The organism is Pseudomonas amygdali (assembly GCF_002699855.1).
Taxonomy (GTDB): Bacteria; Pseudomonadota; Gammaproteobacteria; order Pseudomonadales; family Pseudomonadaceae; genus Aquipseudomonas; species Aquipseudomonas amygdali.
Window position 1 is genome coordinate 1 of record NZ_LKBW01000225.1, and the last position, 509, is coordinate 509.

The 509-nt window shown below is 48.9% G+C and carries 1 pseudogene; it reads left to right on the plus strand.

The features are described from left to right. Positions 1-308: 308 nt before the first annotated feature. Positions 309-509 (plus strand): annotated as a pseudogene (locus AO277_RS28790) (hypothetical protein); the annotation flags it as partial.

Consider the following 509-nt stretch of genomic DNA (forward strand, 5'->3'; position numbering starts at 1 on the left):
TTCGGTAGTTTTTTCATCGCTCCATCCTCTCAAAGGTTGGAGTCTCCGAGAAACCCGGGGCGGTTCACACACTGCCAAGGAAGATAATTTGGCTGATGGTTCGTAATCACGCTGATGTCTTTGGCTGGTCTACTATCTCAAGCGCTGACTTCTGTATTGCTACAGGACTCCCCAGACGCTCTGTAGAAGGCGTTCTCAAACATCTGGTAGCTACAGCAATGGTTGAGCGTAGGAAGACTGGCAAGGCCCACTCAGCTCGATATCAATATCGTATCATCACTCTCTAACTCCCAATAAGGAACACACACATGCGTACATACAAACATGAAGACCTTGTAGCATTGGCCCAAGAAACAGGACGTTCCCTTGACGATGTGAAACAAATTGCTCATAACTCAGGCTGGGTACTAGGTTTTGTACGAAAAGTCGGCTGGGGTAGAATTGCCGCCATGATTGGCTGGAGGCCCGCATGGCAAAGCGTTACGAACTCTCCGACTCATCGTGGGAAT